Source organism: Psychrobacillus sp. Z3-81, from assembly GCF_056620325.1.
Genome location: NZ_JBWQPU010000007.1, coordinates 119,628 through 135,196 on the forward strand (window position 1 = coordinate 119,628; position 15,569 = coordinate 135,196).

A 15,569-nucleotide genomic window follows, 5' to 3' on the forward strand; every position below is an offset into this window, starting at 1 on the left:
CTTTCCCTATCCTTGACGTCTACGCTGTCGAATATACACATAAAAGAATCCTCCGGCACTTAATAAACGCAGGGCCGAACTGATAAACATTGCAATATCCATCCCCATTAACTCTAAAAGGAAGATACCCACTTGTGGTGCAATGAAAGCAATAAGAGCCAGCAATACATTATATGTTGTGATACAGTATGTCCTTGACTCCTCTGGTGACTGTTCTAGCAATAAATTAAAGAGTATTAAGACAGTACCCGCGAGAAAAAAGCCTGTTACAGTATTGATAAAAGTTAAGTAATATAAATTTGTAGATAATACAACTAAAAAAGGTGTAGTAGCCATACCAACTGCAGCCCATATAAAGACACGCATATTCGTATATTTTTCAGCCCATTTCTTCCAAAGTGGAAATGTCAGAAACTGGACAAGTGCACTACCGACCGAGAACATACTAATCCAAAATATTGTTGCTCCTGCAACTCGAACATTATAAATATTAAATAAGCCCCAGGCCATCTGCCAAGCAAAGTTAAAAAATAAGGCAGCTACTAAAAAATAAACATAATTTTTGTTATGGAAAATAGACCAATCCATCGACTTACGTTTAATTACATTCTGCTCAATCGACGTAGCGGGCTCGTCATGTTTCATTAAAAAGTAGACTTCTAACACTCCAAATCCAAAAGCTAGCGTAAAAAGAATTTGATAGGCTAGTGAATCGGTTTCAGAGTCTCTCATTATGACACCGATAATAAGGGTAGCGAATAATCCTACAATTGTTAGCATCCTATTTCGGTCGCTAAAAAATTGACCACGCCGTTTTTCCTCTATTAATCCACTAATAAGGGTCTGCCATCCTACATTGGCTACAGTGTTTGGTACACTTATCAAAGCTACGATTAATAAGAATGCCCAAGTCCTTGTAAGAGGATCTGGCATATATACGACAAAAGCGATAAATAACAATAGTAAGCGCGCAAACAAAATAGCCAATGCCACTAACTTTTTTTGTGTGATGGTCCTATTCAGCAGTATTGCTGCGGGGATGGTCATGAGCAATGCGACTAATGGAGGAAGTGAGCTGATTAGCCCCACCTGATAATTCGAAGCTCCCAAGATTGTAATTGCAAATATAGGAAAATAGTTATTAGAAGTATTTGTCGCTACTGTAGAAGCCATACCGTGATATATGCTAATCTTCTCATTTATAGTTCTCATATTAGTCGTCCATTCTTACTAGTATAGCTTGAATTATATACCTCATTTGGAAGAATACAAGTGCCTTCCAGGATATTAATTTTTCTCTTGCTATTAACTACAATAGCAAGAGAAAAAAATAAAAAAACTTCCTACCGCTGGTAAGAAGTAAATAAGTTCTTTAGTATTTAACTAGATAAATATTAGATTAAAAAAAATTTAATGAATTATATATTGCCAATTATATACAACAGAAAACAGTGTGGTAGCTACCAAAAGACTCCCTATAAAATAAGGATATTTTTTCCCGCTCCAACAAAGCACTATTATGGCTAAACCTACTCCGGCTCCCACTAGTGCAAACCATGGAAAAGTTGTATTGGAAAAATATAAGAATAAAGCAAAATCAGCTACTAGAAAAAGTGCTAGGAACACTTGATTCATTAACTTGAGCTCTTCTATATTATACTGTGTCATGACTCTACTCCTTTCTTAGCGGCATTTTTAACCATTACAGATAAAGCACCGTTAAATATTTTACTACAATAGTTATTGGATTGTATAGAAAAAAGTGTAAATTAAACTAAAAATATCTTTATTTCTATTTTTGATTTCTGTCTCCTTTCCATTTGCTAATCGCTAATCTACTTTATTTAGTGTCGGAAATGTTAAATTTAACTAATAATTCCTTTTATACAAGCTAGTTATATTTACAAAATGCTTGGAAGGAGTATAATGAAGAGTTGATACAGATGGATTATATATCCTGTATTAAAAGAATTTACTTGGTTTAAGTAGACGGGGTGAAAATACAATGGAAAAAACTCAAGAACAAGAGCAGACGCTTGTAGAGCATTTATCAGAGCTTAGAAAAAGGCTGATCGTTATCGTTTCCACCTTTATTCTTACCCTTGCTCTTGGATTCTGGATGGCTCCCAAAACTTTAAACTTTCTCAAGCAACAGCCTACTGCTGCGCACGTAGAATGGAACGTGTTTGGGTATACAGATGGGCTGATGATTTATGTAAAATGTGCATTAATTCTTGCTATCTTAATCACATTACCGATTGCCATGCATCAAATTTGGTTATTCGTAAAGCCTGGTTTACTAGAAAAAGAGGCAAAAGGAACTGCTTATTTTATTCCTGCTTCCTTCTTGCTATTTCTAACTGGGATCAGCTTTAGTTACTTTATTTTATTCCCCTTGATGTTAAACTTTATGTCTAATATTAACGAATCGATAGGTGCAATTGAAACCTATGGAATGCAACAATATTTTACGTTTATGTTTAATTTAATCATCCCGGTAGGAATCGTTTTCGAGCTCCCTGTCATTATCTTATTTTTAACGAAGCTCGGAATTATAACACCAGATCGGTTAAGAAAAATGAGAAAGGTGTCCTATTTTGTCCTGGTTGTAGTCGGTGTTTCTATCACTCCTCCAGATTTTATCTCGGACTTTATTATCGTGGTGCCTTTGTTGCTACTGTTTGAAATAAGTATATTAGTTTCTAACTGGGCGTATAAAAAACGGCTAGCAAAAGAAGCGGAAGAGCAAAAAAAGTTGGAAAATTAATTACTTAAGTAAATTCTTCCAATGTGTTATACTATCAACGTTAACTAATTGTCAATTTGCCACTTGATATATATAGAAACTAACTTTAGGAGGAACTCATATGCCAAATATCGGCTTACCGGGTTTAATCATTATTTTAGTCATCGCATTAATCGTTTTTGGTCCATCTAAATTGCCTCAACTAGGTAGAGCAGTTGGACAAACATTGAAAGAGTTCAAGAACTCTACGAAAGAAATCGTAGATGACGTAACAGATGAGTTTAAAATGGAAGATAAAGACGCAGATAAAAAGAAAGCATAATGGATAGCCGAGCTACTAGCTCGGCTATTTTTATATATAGCTTAACTAAAAACTCGAATAAAATAACAAGGCCATCAGGATGTGAACATCATGATGGCCTACAGGAGGTAGGACATATATTTATGCCACCCCCTTATATTATAGATTTTTAAAGAATAAACGAACTACATCTGCTCCACCAATCAATGTTCCAAAAGAGCCAAAAATATTCGTCAAAACTACTACTAGTAAAATACGGGTTACTTTGTTTCTCCAGAATCCTTTAATTGTAAAAACATCCTCTGTGAGATTTTCAAAATCTCCTATCGTTGGTCGTTTGACAAACGCTTGAACAAGTCCAGAAGCCCAACCCGATGCTAAGATAGGATGAAGTGTCGTAATCGGTGCTGCTACAAAGGCTGTAAGAATTGCCAGTGGGTGCCCAAACGCAACAGCCGTACCAATTGCCGCTGTCGTTCCAGTCCATAATATCCAGCTAAGCGCTTGGTCGAAGCCAGCAGTCGGATTTATGATAAATGTATATGCTATTAATGCAATGATCAATATAGGCAAGGACCAGCCAAGAATTTTAGGAACAATAGACTTAGGAGGCAATTCGGAAAGCTTCCCTAAATCCTGTTCCTTATATATTTCCTTTGTGATCCCAGGGACATGGGCTGCTCCTAGTACGGCAACTACTTTTCCCCCCGGAGCCTCCTTAATTTTTTGAGCAAGGTATTGATCTCGCTCATCAATCAGCGGTGTTTTCAACTTAGGAAACGCTTCCGTAAATTCAGCTAAGACCGCATTCAGTGTATCCTGGGTTTTCATTTTTTCTAGCTCTTCCTCCGATATTGTATCCTTACTAAAGATACTAAAGAAAACAGAGGATAGAAGCTGAGATTTTCCCATAAGACCAAGGTTACCCCAGATACGTGAGAAAGTTGTTTGTATATTACGGTCAGCTAAAACTAATTCTGCTCCAATTTCTTTCGCGCTTGCTATTCCTTGAATCATTTCTTGGCCTGGTTGGATATCAAACTGCTTAGCCATTCTGTTTTGGAAGGAGGAAATCGCTAAATTCATTAACAAAAGGGTTGCTTTCTTTTCTTTTATCACCTTAAATATATCCATCTCTTTCCACTTTTTTGTATCAGAAATAGATTGATATCTTTGTTCGTCTAGTTCTATACAAACAGAATCAGGCTTTTCTCTCTCTATTACCTCTTTTACCTGCTCCGCACTTAATCGTGACACATGGGCTGTACCTATTAAAATAACTTCCTTGCCATCTACTACTAGCCGAGTAACGTTTTCTTCTGACATAAGCTACTTCCTTTTATACGTTTATTTCTTCTCCACCATCATTACGTTAGGAAAAGGGTCTATCTTTAATAATGAAGGAGTCTTGACTAAAATTCAATTATGTTTATTAGAAAAAATGAAAATATAGGAAGTATTGGCTGTCGGGTGGTGTCTGCTACCTCCCCGAAAGGTTAGTTTCTCAGAATAATGATATAATTATTCTATGAAACATGGAAAGGAGAATGCGTAATGATCATTGTAACAAACCGTATTAAAACAAAACCAGGATTTGCTGAAAAAATGGCTCCTAATTTTACGAAGCCAGGTCCTCTCCAAGAAATGAAAGGCTTTATCAAGGTAGAGGTAACGATTACACAAGGACCTACTGAATATGATGAAATGAATGTGAATATGTATTGGGAAACAGAAGAGGATTTCCAAGCATGGAGAAATAGTGATATTTTCAAAGAAGCACATAAGCGTCCTGAACCAAAGGAGGGAGAAGCTCCTAAAGAATCTCCTCTACTTGGAAGCGAGTTAATCATCTCAAAAGTGGCGAGCACGGTAAAAGCAATTTCTCATATGTAAGGAAAAGAGTACAGACTCTCTTGTCTGTACTCTTTTATATGATCTTATTTATTCGATAAATTCCTTTTTTATCGCGTAGTTTACAGCCATTTGCTTCAAAGATATGAATCATATGCTTATTGTTCTCATCTGTACTTCCAACATAATAGGTGGCATGAAATTTCTTCATTAATTCCAATGATATGCGATGAAATACTTTTCCGTAGCCCTTTCCACGCTCCTCTGGAATGACTCCAAAATAGAATAGCCTTCCCTCATCCTTTGTCCCCTCTTCGACGTGAGGAACACTTATTCCAAGTACGCTTCTATCCTTTGAAAAGATAAAGCAGTGGGATCTCCAGCCGCTTCCCAGCTCGCTCTCTAAAGAATCCATAATCTGCTCTATCGAAAATAAGTTATTTTTGTTTGCCGAGCCACTTCGACATACGTCATAAAGCTTCGCAAAATCAACATCATCCATTTCACTTTCCTCTAACGATTCATAGGTAACCAAGCTTTCTGTTAAGAAATGCTCATCAAGCTGGCGAGTATATTCCACTATGGAGGATACTTTATGAAATCCTTTTTCCAGTAACCATTCTTCCAGTTCTTGATTCATGAGAAGGGAAAGGTATGCTACTTGCTCGTATTTCCACTGTTCCAAGAGTACAGCGAAGGATTGTTGATATTCCTCCGTTGACACACCCTTCATCTTCCTTTGGTCCACAAGCCAATACTCTTTATCTTTTTTTATCGTATTAAAAAGCATCTGTATCTTCTCCGATCTGATCTATGTGTGTCACTCGATTTCGGCCATTTGCTTTTGAATAATAAAGCGCCTTATCCGCACTTTCTACAATGGACGAATGAGTATCATTCTTTCCGTAAGTAGAGATACCCATACTAATGGTGACACTTCCAGCATCCCAATTGGATTCTTCTATTGCTCTTCTAACCTTCTCTGCTTCCTTCTGAGCTATTGCTTCACTTGCACGTGGGTATAAAATAATAAATTCCTCTCCTCCATAACGAAGTACAGAATCTTCTTCTCTTATAATATCTTTTACCAATCCAGCTAGCTGTACTAGAACCTTGTCTCCTACTTGATGTCCATACGTATCATTTATCTTTTTAAAATAATCAATGTCAAAGATGCATAAGGAAAATGGAACTTGCCCCTTCTCAAAATCAATGATCAGTTCCTCCAGCTTTAGATGAAAATAGCGACGATTTCTCAAACCTGTTAGCTTATCTGTTATTGCTAGTTCCTCCAGCTTTGTATTTAAACTGATAAGACTCTCTTGCTTCTTCTCTATTTCTATATGTAATTGTTCTAGCTTAGTAAGTGCCTCTTCCTTTTCTCGATATGCTTCTTCCGCCTGTTTTTTTGCCTGCCGAATCTCTCTCTCATAACTCATCCTTTTTCCCATAGAGACGACAACACAATCAATCAGCTTAGTGTCTTCCCTTTCTACGTAAACACCATTAAGCAGAATTGGCACAACTTGACCTTCTTTATTTTTCAAGCTCAAGAACATTTCCTCCACCCTACCGTATAGCTCTATATATGGGTAAAAGTAAGTATGAAATATAAACTTATTGGCCGCAGTTAGAATTATTTCTATATGCTTTTGAATAAGCTCCTCTTTCTTATAACCAACCATCTGCAAGAATGTCTCGTTCACTTCTTGAATTATGCCTTTTTGCGTAATAGTGAAAAAGCCACAAGGGGCATTATTTAAACGCTCATCCATTTTAGCTATCTCCTCTTAATCCAACAAAAAATTATAAATCAGTTGAGCAGTTTCCTCTGGGTGACTAAGATGCGGATAATGCCCTTTTACCTCCATAATTTGAAGGCTACTATGTTTTAAATGACAGTGCAGGTATTGCCCTACCTCAATCGGCACAATGCTATCCTCCGAGCATTGGATGATTAAAACTGGAATATCCAGATCGTTAAGTTCACGACGGTGATCACTATAAAAGGTTACTTCTGCAAACTGTCTGGAAACTGCCGGGTCATTGGAACGAAAGCTAGTCTCTACTTCCTTTGCAACTAACGGACTGTCTTCCTTGTCTACTACTTTCGGTGCCATAGAGGTCGCCCATCCCACAAAGTTCATCTCCATCATTTCTAATAACTCTAAGATATCCGGCTCCTCAAAGCCACCATAGTAGCCATCTAAATCATTTAAATATCTTGGAGACGGACCAATCATAATCATCTTTTTAAAAAGCTCAGGATATTTTATGGCTGTTAGCATTCCAATCATAGAACTAATGGAATGTCCAACGAAAATAACCTCTTTTAATCGCAAGGAGGTTAACACGTCATAGAGATCCTCTACATACCCAGTTAACGAGTTGTATTTTTGAAAGTCATAAAAGGATAAATCAGAGTTTCCAGAGCCTACATAATCAAATAAGACAATTCGATAGTCCTGTTTAAATGCGTGAGTAATATATCTCCACATTGTCTGATCACACCCAAATCCATGAGCAAAAACCAATGTTTTTTCACCATTTCCGATTACTTGTACATTGTTCCTTTCTAGCACATTCACCATATACACACCTCTGGACAGAATTCTTGTTCATCTCCATTTAAAAAAATAGCTCCCACATCAGTAAAGAAGGGAAGCCTATCAAGTCATTAGTATATTTTCCAAAAATATCTACTTCTAATATACTAGTTTATCTTATAATTTTCTAGTTGAATAAAGGAAATGCAACAATGCACCTATTTATCATCTGACTACTCTCTTTAAAAACTCCTTTGTTCATGCCTGAGTAGGATTATTAAAGAGCTGCTCTGGTCTCCCTTCCTCTGCTATCACACCCTTGTCCATAAAAACTACTCGATGAGATACTTCTCTAGCAAAATCCATTTCATGAGTAACAATAAGCATGGTCAGCCCGGACTCCGCAAGCTCCTTCATTACCTTTAAGACCTCTCCTACCATTTCAGGATCAAGAGCAGAGGTTGGTTCATCAAATAATAGAACGTCTGGCTCCATAGACAACGCTCTGGCTATAGCTACTCGTTGCTTTTGACCTCCAGAAAGCTGCTTAGGCTTTGCATGAATGTATTGGTCCATTCCTACTACCTGTAAATACTTAAGCGCAATTCTTTCTGCTTCTTCTTTAGAGCGTTTTAAAACTTTTATTTGGCCAACTGTGCAATTTCCTAATACAGTGTGATTGTTGAATAAGTTAAATTGCTGAAACACCATACCAAGCTTCGTTCGATAGCTGTTTATGTCTTGGTTAGAGGTTAAAATATTTTCTCCGTTATATATAATTTGCCCACCACTTGGCTGTTCTAGGAGATTCACACAACGCAATAAAGTGGATTTACCTGAGCCAGAGGAGCCGATCATACAAACTACTTCTCCTTTTTGGACAGAGAAATTTATATCCCGCAGAACCTCATGTGTGCCAAAGGATTTGCTTAGATGTTGAATATCAATTACTTTTTCCATTTCTGCTCCTCCTTTAGTGGTTTTCATTCTTACTTACTGGAATAGTGAGCTGTTGGGGTTGGCCAACTATCATTGTGTAATTTTCAGGACCATCTAGCTTCCTCTCAAAATATCTTAAAATTAATGTGACTGCATACGTCATGACAAAATAGAGGATACAAGCTACAAAGAAAGACTCAAAGTACCGAAAGTTATTTCCTGCGATAGATTTTGTTTGGAAAAATAGTTCTGTTACACCAATTACGTTAAGCACAGAAGTATCTTTTATATTAATAATGAACTGATTTCCCGTTGCTGGTAAAATATTGCGAATTACTTGTGGAAGTACCACGTGGAACATTGTTTGAAAATGATTCATACCAATTGCTTGGGAGGCTTCAAACTGTCCTTTGTCTATGGAGATGATTCCTCCTCTAACTATTTCAGCCATGTAAGCTCCCGTGTTTATGGAAACAATCAGTAAGGCAGCTACTAAAGTATGCAGGTTCCATCCAAAGGCTAAAGCGGAGCCATAAAAGATAACCATCGCTTGTACAATCATAGGTGTTCCTCTAAAGAACTCTATATAAGCTGATAAAAAGAAATTGATACATGTTAAAATAAATTTCTTAATACCTCTTGAAGGCTTTGGAATTGTACGAATAACCCCAGTAAGTAAGCCAATCGCCCCTCCAATAATGGTTCCTATAATAGAGATTAGCAAGGTAATGCCGGCGCCTCGAAGAAACATTGGCCAGTAATTTGTTACGATTGATATGATCCACTCTACACTCATGTTTTCCCCCTATTTAAGACATTCGTTCGTTTATCTGTTTAAAAACCAGCTGCTAATTTAGGCAGCTGGTCCATCTTTTTTATTCAGCTGCTGGCTGATTAAGTATTGCTGTATCCATCAGCTTTTGACGTTCTTCTTCACTTATTCCAGCTAGAATCTCATTAATTTTATCGATATCTGGATTTCCTTTTTGCAATCCAACAGCTGTAGCTGTTTCTACTGGATCTGCTTTAAAACCTTCAGTAAACTCTATCATCACAAAGTTTTCATTTGCAGTGGATGCACTTACTCCCTCTGGCCGCTCCGATACATAGCCATCAATCATGCCAGATTCTAGGGCTACTCTCATTGCAGGGAAATTATCAGATGCAGGCTGCTTCTTTACTCCATTGATTTGATCAATCACATTATAATGAGAAGTATTTAATTGTCCCGTTATTTTAGCACCTTTAAAGTCCTGAATAGAGGTTGCTTCCTCATAAGCACTACCCTTTTTTACGACCATGACAAAATTAGAGGTATAGTAATTATCGGAGAAATCAATCGTTTTCTTTCTTTCTTCCGTTGGAGACATTCCGGCAATAATAGCATCAATTTTTCCAGAAGTTAAAGCTGGAACTAAGCCATCCCATTCTAATTTCACCACTTCTAATTCTCTTCCAAGCCCTTCTGCAATTCTTTTAGCAATTTCTACATCATAGCCTCCTGCGTATTCTGCAGCTCCATTAATTTTTATTGCTCCATTTGACTCATCCATTTGCGTCCAGTTAAAAGGAGGATATCCTGCTTCTAAGCCAATTCGAAACACTTCTTTTTCCTCGCTAGCACTAGCATTTCCTGTCTCTTCTTGATTAGATGTACCGCATGACGCTAATAGCATGGTAGCAATTAGAATGGTTAAGAAAATAGTTATCTTGTTTTTCATGTCTATGAATCTCCTTTTTTATAAATGATATGTTTCAAGCAATAAAAAAAGGACAAACATACAAAAAAAGCCCTGAGATGAACTCAGGTCCGTTATGTATGGTTGCCCAGAATTCCTCTACTTTTCCCTAATGAGATAGCACACCATGAGAAACCGGGATGTTTCACATGGACAGTCCTACAGTTATTCACTGTAGACCCAGCATGTAATAACGAGATTATTACACACTTCGGCGACATTTCCTTCTTCCTAGCATCATGGCTTTCTCCTGCTCCTCTAGGAACTGTTAAATATCGCGCCTCTACCTCACTTATGTAAGCGAGGTTTTATTCAATTATTGTTCATAGTCTACATGACCATTTTCTATCTGTCAATGATTCTATATTACATTTTTTTCTTTTCAATCCATATATAAATTCATATTTCCATTAATTTTCTTCTACTTTTTAATTAATTTCTCCTTTACCAATCTCTCTTTATTCTCCAAGTTGAAGGTTCCTGGGGTATGAGTTGGCAGAGAACCACTTCCTCCTATAATTTCCTCCTCATACTCATAGACATATGCCATTAAATGCTGATTGTCTACCGTTTTTTCCTTAAGTTTATATTCATATCTTGTTATTTCTTTTCCGTTATATTGCTCGATAAACGTCACACCACTTGCTCGATAATTTTCAAGCATCTCTTCCGGAACATCTAATATATACTTTTTTACTTCACCCGACGCCTTTATCTCCCAGCCTAACGAGGATAGGTATTCTTGGTGAGATTCGTTTATACTTTCACATCCAGCGACCAGGAATAGTAACAAAATAAACAGTAGCTTTTTCATTTTTCAGCTCCTATACACAGTTACTATAATAGACGCAATAAAGGAAAGAAACGTTACATACAAAATGACTGCTTACCATAAAAATGAGTAGAGAAAGCGACTATATCTTTCTCTACTCACCACTTTTTTATCGCCACTTTTCATCTAATATATTAAAGGTTAAACGCTCGGGTTTGACGTAGTCATCTGGATCCGATAAGAATATAAGCTCGGGAATATTTCCTGAAAGGTTGTCCAGCTCCTTTTCAAGAGCTTCACGATAGTTTTCTGCGCTAGTAGTAATTGGTGGAGACCAATTATCATGGTGGGTAGGCACAAACACCTTAGGATTTAAAGCCTCTATATACATTCGCGGGTCTCTTAACCCATTTGTATATTGGTTAAAGCCCATAATCGCTCCTAGCTGAACATCTGTCTCAGATAAAGAAGCTAGAATGTTTGTTAACTCTGGTGCCTCTTCTTTAATTGGTCCAGCAGAATCATTCCAAGCAAAGGTAAACTCTCCTACTTGGAATTGGTACATGACCGTACCTCCCTCGTCTTCCCCTACAGAAGCAAGTAATTCCTTTATATCCCCCTTAGGAGCCTCACTGTTTCTATCTTTCTTTGAAAATAGCGGAGCTGATTGGTCATCTGTATCTGGTAGCTCTAGAGCTGAATGAACGTGAGAAATCGCTGTAATTTTTACACCCTCTAGAAATTTAAGTTTTTGAATCGCCCCAGGAGCCGAATCCGCTTTTATCGCTTCTACGCAATTTATAGCAGCTTCGGTCTCTACATCCTGTTTTATTTGCTCACAATGATCTGGAGTGCCTACTAATGTGGCCCCTGTCTTTTCTATTATCTCCGCCGCATGATCTGCATGATCAAAATGAGAATGCCCGATGAAGATTGCTTCTGGCTGAAGAGCAGCTAGCTCCTCGGCAGTTGCAGGAACATAGTTAGAATCCTCTCCAGGTATCCATGCATCCAGTAAAATGACTTGGCCATTTACAGCCACGGCAAAATTGGAGACCCCTACCCATGAGAAAATTACTTGATCGGGGCTAATTTTACCGGTGTTCTCATCTACATACCGCTTGCCAAAGAACTTCTTTCTAGCTTCTATCATCTGCATTTCCTCATCACTCTTGGATTCTACCTCCTCTATCTGCATGCTGACAAAACCAACACTTATTATCCCAAACAGAATAACTACAAGGTAACGACGAAGTTGCAAAGAATCTACCTCCTCTTCTGCTTTCCCGTTCTATAATGTGTCCTTCCTATTCCCGAGTAAACTCAAAACAAACCTTTTCTGGGTACTTGTCATAGCTTTGTAACTTACTTTTTAAGCTGTTAATCAAATAAAAAACCTCTCTAAAAAGTCGATGACTAATTAGAGAGGTTCTCAACCCTGTTTTTTTCTATATATGTTTTTATCTACTTCTTCTATCTCCCCATGCGAGCATCGGAGGAGCAGGGTAAATAGCATATATCTATCAAAGAAGGAAAGATTGTCCCATAATTTTTCTACTTATGGGATATCCCTTTTCCCTTACTTTTGTATAAACATTTGTGTCCAGTAGTGACCGTCTTTTACATACCCGATTCCAATATGAGTATAATTTTTATTTAAAATATTGGCACGATGACCTTCACTATTCATCCATGCATTAACTACTGCTTGAGCAGAACGTTGCCCCATAGCAATGTTTTCGCCCGCCGACTTATAGTTAATACCGAAATTTTTCAACATAGTAAATGGGGAACCGTAAGTTGGGCTTGTATGACTAAAGTAATTCTTATCATGCATATCCTGAGATTTATATTTTGCTACTCTTGCAAGCTCCCAATCATATTTTAAGGAGGACAAGCCAGCTTTTGTACGCTCCGCATTTACTAAGCGAATAACCTCTTGCTCTACTGAATATTCTTGGTTGCTTGGTACATTTATTTTTTGTCCTGGATAAATTAAATTGATATTACTAATCTGAGGATTTGCTTCAATCAATTCAGATATCCCTGTTTCTGTTTTTACAGCAATCTTCCAAAGAGTATCTCCTGATACTACTGTATATGTGTTTGCCGCCATAGCGGAAAGAGGTAATAGTAATGATAATAGTGAAGCTAGAATAATTTTCTTTAGCATTCTATCAATCCTTTCATTTTTTATACCTCCATACTAAAGTAATAATTTCACCTACTCACACCAAAATATTTGGAAGAAATTTTACAGTTAGATTACAGAGAAAGCTATATGCTTCAAAAAGGTGGAAAGGTCAAAAGTTTAGACCCTTCCATTTATGTAATACGAATGTAATATAAAGCTTTTGGTAATTCTTTCTCGACCATAATATGGATAAACTAAGCCTAATAAAAACACGCACGATATCCACTGGATTAATCGTACGTGTTTACTTCAATGTAGATATTCATTTGTACTAGTCTAGAATAGATGTATTTGAAAACTTAAAAGAGTTGTGCCAATACTCCATCTAAAGGGTGAATCTTGATAGAGTAGTTTGCATTTCTTCTGCTAAGTGTGCAAGAGACTGAGCTGCTGCTGTAACTTCTTCGATTGTTTGTAATTGATTTTCGCTAATTTGAGTATTATTTCTACTTACTTTTGAGCCTTCCTCAGCCAATTCTTTTACAACTTCAATAGACTCTACAATTTGCTCACTTCCCGCTGACATTTGGTTAATAGAGGCAGCTACCTCTTGAACTCTTTCACTTACCTCTGTCACTCGCTCATTAATGGTCTTAAATAGTTCCCCAAACTTTTGGGTTGTCTCCACCCCACTTACCACCTTAGCAGTTCCACTTTGCATGGAGGATACAGCCTGCTCTGTTTCCTTCTGTATAGACATAATGAGCTCTGAAATCTGTTGTGCAGAAGTAGTAGATTGTTCTGCTAATTTTCTAACCTCGTCGGCCACAACAGCAAATCCCTTACCATGCTCTCCAGCACGCGCTGCTTCAATCGCAGCGTTCAATGCAAGAAGATTCGTTTGGCTAGATATTTCCGTTATAATAGAAACAATGCTCACGATCTCCTTTGATCTGTTACCTAGACTTGTAATAATTTTTGCTGTGTCTTGGACTGTGTGATGGATGTCATTCATCTGATGAATCACATTTCTTACACTACTTGCTCCATTAGCAGAAAGCTCTAATGTGCTAGTTGTTAAACCAGAAACTTCTTCGCTATGTGCTGCTATCTGCTGTATGCCTGCTGACATTTGGTTAATGGCTGTCGCTGCACCATTGATACTATTTAACTGCTCCTCTGAACCAATGGCCATCTGTTCGGTTTTTTCCGCTATTTCCTTAGCAGAATGATTACTTTCCTCTGCACTTGCTAGCAGCTCTTCTGAAGATGCCGTTAAAGTAGCAGATGAAAGATTCACTTGATCTACCATCGAACGGAGAGAGTCCACCATGTCATTAAAGCTATTGCTTAGTTGACCTAATTCATCATAAGAATGCACTTCTATTTGTTCGTTAAGATTCCCGCTATTAATTTTTTCTGTTGCACTCATTAAACGTTTTAATGGACGAAGTATAGATCTTAGAATAAGGGTAACAAGAAGCGCTCCACCTATAAAAGCAATTCCAATGACAGTTAATGTATTTACAAGAATAGAGCTTGCTTCTTCCGTAATTTCCTTCGAATACATTGTTCCAGATATTTTCCATCCAGTAAGCTCATTCGTGGTAAACATTAGCTTCTTCTCTTCTTTTTCTAGCATATATTCTGTCGTGCCTGATTCATGCTCAAACATATACTTATGCTCTGCATTATTAGCTGGTGCTCCTACTGGTTGATTAGGATGGATAAGGAATTTACTATTCTGGTCGAGAACCTGAGGATATCCTTCATTCCCTATCTTGGCTTTATTGATCATTTCCTTCAATTGATCAATTTTCATTTCAAAAGCAACTACACCACTACCATCGGTTAGTTTTTTCGATAAAGTAATGAAAGCAGCTTGTGAATCTTCTTTTGTAAATGGTTCACTTATATATACTTTAGAAGGATCGTTATTTGCTTGTTTATACCATTCTTGCGAAGTGGCTATCCTATCAGAGTTTGTGGAAGAGCTAATAATCGTTCCATCGGTGGTACCTATGTAGAAAGACTGCACTTCAGGATATTCTTTTAACATATCTTGAAATATAGGGTATGATTGTTCCGCATTTTTACCTTCTATAAAATTAGCTAGGTAAATAATTAATCGCATTCTATCTTCAAAATACAGGTTGACGTTCTGGTTTATTAGCTCAACATTTTGAGATGCAGCGTTGAGCATTTGCTCCTCTACCTTACTCTTAGCAGATGTATAGGAAAATCCCCCTATCGCTATACTTGGTACTAATAAAACTGTTACAAATGCTAATATCAGCTTCTTTTGAATAGAAAAATTTAAAACCTTTTTCATACTTTGTTTTCTTCCCTTCATTTATCCTTATAGGTAAAATTACCCTTAATAAAAAAACAATCGATAAGATAAAATTCTTAATTTTTAAAAACAACAGAAACTATCTTACTATAATATTTTTACCATTTCAAGGTATAATAATAGTAATTTGGTTAATATACTTAAAAAATACATAAATAAAGGTATACTAAATAAAAATAAACAGAAAA

General features: G+C 37.0%; 16 protein-coding genes and 1 riboswitch. Of the genes, 3 read left to right on the forward strand and 13 right to left on the reverse strand.

Annotation, left to right across the window (positions count from 1 at the left end; all coding sequences use genetic code 11):
• Positions 1-6: 6 nt before the first annotated feature.
• Together AC1ECF_RS09620 and AC1ECF_RS09625 are read right to left on the reverse strand one after the other, a co-directional pair.
• On the reverse strand, positions 7-1,212 hold the full coding sequence (locus AC1ECF_RS09620) for an MFS transporter (RefSeq protein ID WP_480389191.1): 1,206 nt from the start codon (positions 1,210-1,212) through the stop codon (positions 7-9).
• Between the two features lie 198 nt (positions 1,213-1,410).
• The gene (locus AC1ECF_RS09625) at positions 1,411-1,668 is read right to left on the reverse strand and encodes a hypothetical protein (protein ID WP_480389192.1); all 258 of its coding nucleotides are present in this window, start codon (positions 1,666-1,668) and stop codon (positions 1,411-1,413) included.
• Between the two features lie 337 nt (positions 1,669-2,005).
• On the opposite strand from AC1ECF_RS09625, the gene tatC reads away from it, so the two are divergent.
• On the forward strand, positions 2,006-2,767 hold the full coding sequence (gene tatC / locus AC1ECF_RS09630; protein ID WP_480389193.1) for a twin-arginine translocase subunit TatC: 762 nt from the start codon (positions 2,006-2,008) through the stop codon (positions 2,765-2,767).
• Positions 2,768-2,867: 100 nt separating this feature from the next.
• Positions 2,868-3,068 (forward strand): twin-arginine translocase TatA/TatE family subunit, encoded by a 201-nt coding sequence (gene tatA, locus AC1ECF_RS09635; protein WP_480389194.1) that lies wholly within the window; start codon positions 2,868-2,870, stop codon positions 3,066-3,068.
• A gap of 138 nt (positions 3,069-3,206) precedes the next feature.
• On the opposite strand, the gene AC1ECF_RS09640 is transcribed toward tatA, so the two are convergent.
• Positions 3,207-4,373: a TraB/GumN family protein gene (locus AC1ECF_RS09640; RefSeq protein ID WP_480389195.1), complete on the reverse strand. Its 1,167-nt coding sequence runs from the start codon at positions 4,371-4,373 to the stop codon at positions 3,207-3,209.
• Positions 4,374-4,601: 228 nt separating this feature from the next.
• Between AC1ECF_RS09640 and AC1ECF_RS09645 the strand changes: the two genes are divergently transcribed.
• Entirely contained in the window at positions 4,602-4,940 is a 339-nt protein-coding gene (locus AC1ECF_RS09645) for a heme oxygenase (RefSeq protein ID WP_480389196.1), read from the forward strand.
• A gap of 34 nt (positions 4,941-4,974) precedes the next feature.
• Here the strand turns inward: AC1ECF_RS09645 and AC1ECF_RS09650 are convergent, their stop codons facing one another.
• The 10 genes from AC1ECF_RS09650 to AC1ECF_RS09695 all read right to left on the reverse strand — a co-directional run bounded on the left by AC1ECF_RS09650 (position 4,975) and on the right by AC1ECF_RS09695 (position 15,360).
• A complete protein-coding gene (locus AC1ECF_RS09650) occupies positions 4,975-5,688 on the reverse strand; it encodes a GNAT family N-acetyltransferase (protein WP_480389197.1) in 714 nt (237 codons plus the stop codon).
• On the reverse strand, positions 5,678-6,673 hold the full coding sequence (locus AC1ECF_RS09655) for a sensor domain-containing diguanylate cyclase (RefSeq protein WP_480389198.1): 996 nt from the start codon (positions 6,671-6,673) through the stop codon (positions 5,678-5,680). The genes AC1ECF_RS09650 and AC1ECF_RS09655 overlap by 11 nt, the downstream gene beginning before the upstream one ends.
• Positions 6,674-6,688: 15 nt before the next feature.
• Complete coding sequence (locus AC1ECF_RS09660; RefSeq protein ID WP_480389199.1) at positions 6,689-7,489, reverse strand: alpha/beta fold hydrolase; 801 nt, start codon at positions 7,487-7,489, stop codon at positions 6,689-6,691.
• A gap of 213 nt (positions 7,490-7,702) precedes the next feature.
• Positions 7,703-8,404, reverse strand: coding sequence for an amino acid ABC transporter ATP-binding protein (locus AC1ECF_RS09665; protein WP_480389200.1), 702 nt, complete (start codon positions 8,402-8,404; stop codon positions 7,703-7,705).
• 13 nt (positions 8,405-8,417) lie between these two features.
• Positions 8,418-9,179, reverse strand: coding sequence for an amino acid ABC transporter permease (locus AC1ECF_RS09670; protein ID WP_480389201.1), 762 nt, complete (start codon positions 9,177-9,179; stop codon positions 8,418-8,420).
• 79 nt (positions 9,180-9,258) lie between these two features.
• A complete protein-coding gene (locus AC1ECF_RS09675) occupies positions 9,259-10,104 on the reverse strand; it encodes a transporter substrate-binding domain-containing protein (protein WP_480389202.1) in 846 nt (281 codons plus the stop codon).
• A 128-nt stretch (positions 10,105-10,232) separates the two neighbouring features.
• Positions 10,233-10,416: riboswitch (Lysine riboswitch) on the reverse strand.
• 127 nt (positions 10,417-10,543) lie between these two features.
• The gene (locus tag AC1ECF_RS09680; protein ID WP_480389203.1) at positions 10,544-10,936 is read right to left on the reverse strand and encodes a hypothetical protein; all 393 of its coding nucleotides are present in this window, start codon (positions 10,934-10,936) and stop codon (positions 10,544-10,546) included.
• 127 nt (positions 10,937-11,063) lie between these two features.
• On the reverse strand, positions 11,064-12,155 hold the full coding sequence (locus tag AC1ECF_RS09685) for an MBL fold metallo-hydrolase (protein ID WP_480389204.1): 1,092 nt from the start codon (positions 12,153-12,155) through the stop codon (positions 11,064-11,066).
• 318 nt (positions 12,156-12,473) lie between these two features.
• Positions 12,474-13,067 carry a SafA/ExsA family spore coat assembly protein gene (gene safA, locus AC1ECF_RS09690; protein ID WP_480389205.1) on the reverse strand — a complete coding sequence of 198 codons (594 nt, stop codon included), beginning with the start codon at positions 13,065-13,067 and terminating at the stop codon, positions 12,474-12,476.
• 346 nt (positions 13,068-13,413) lie between these two features.
• Positions 13,414-15,360, reverse strand: a complete 1,947-nt coding sequence (locus AC1ECF_RS09695; RefSeq protein ID WP_480389206.1) for a methyl-accepting chemotaxis protein — start codon at positions 15,358-15,360, stop codon at positions 13,414-13,416.
• Between the last annotated feature and the right edge of the window lie 209 nt (positions 15,361-15,569).